Below are 912 nucleotides of genomic sequence, written 5' to 3'. Positions count from 1 at the left end.
CTCGCTGAAGGTGATCTCCGCGATCGCCTCCCGGAAGTCCTCCAGCATCGGCTCCATCAACGGCGAGTGGAACGCGTGCGACACCTTGAGCTGCTTGTACTTCCACTGCTTAGCGATCTTGAGGACCTCGTCCTCCTCGCCTGCGAGCACCACGGTCCGCGGCCCGTTGACAGCCGCGATCGACACGTTCCCCGTCAGGTACGGCGTCACCTCCTCCTCCGAGGCGATCACCGACACCATCGCTCCACCGGCGGGCAACATCTGCATCAACGCGGCCCGCGCGGTGATCAGCTGGCAAGCGTCCTCAAGGCTGAGGGTTCCGGCAACGTGCGCCGCCGCAACCTCGCCGATCGAGTGCCCGGCGACGTGGTCCGGCCTGACCCCGAAGGACTCGACCAGCCGGTACAGCGCCACCTCAACCGCGAACAGCGCGGGCTGCGCCATCCCGGTCTGGTTCAGCGCCTCCTGGTCCTCACCCCACATGACCTCTTTGAGCGCCGGATCCAGGTACTGCAGGACGTTGTCGAGCGCCTCGGCAAAGACCGGGAACGCCTCGTACAACTCACGTCCCATCCCCACCCGCTGCGCCCCTTGCCCGCTGAACAGGAAGGCAACCGGCCTGCGCTTGACCGAGCCACGTGCCACAACCTCGCCGTCGAGCACCACGGCCCGGTGATCGAACAACGTCCGCGCACTCAGCAACGAGTACGCGATGTCCTTGGCCGCTCCGCTGGCCCGCGTGATGCGCTCGACCTGCCCGTCCAGCGCGGCCTCAGACCGCGCCGACACCACGAGCGGCACTGGCACTGGCACTGGCACTGGCACTGGCACCGCACCCTCGCCCGGCACCGCTCCGGCTGACGGAATCGATCCCGATTGGCCGGCCCCCTGGGGGGATCCACCCCCCATCCC

1 protein-coding gene is annotated in these 912 nt (G+C 68.1%); it reads right to left on the bottom strand.

The window, feature by feature from the left end; genetic code table 11:
- A partial coding sequence (locus UK23_RS44445; protein ID WP_231114967.1) for an acyltransferase domain-containing protein occupies window positions 1-825 on the bottom strand: 825 nt, incomplete at its 3' end.
- Window positions 826-912: the final 87 nt, after the last annotated feature.

It is taken from the genome of Lentzea aerocolonigenes (assembly GCF_000955955.1).
In the GTDB taxonomy this organism is placed as follows: Bacteria; Actinomycetota; Actinomycetes; order Mycobacteriales; family Pseudonocardiaceae; genus Lentzea; species Lentzea aerocolonigenes_A.
This window is presented reverse-complemented; position numbering and strand designations above follow the sequence as displayed.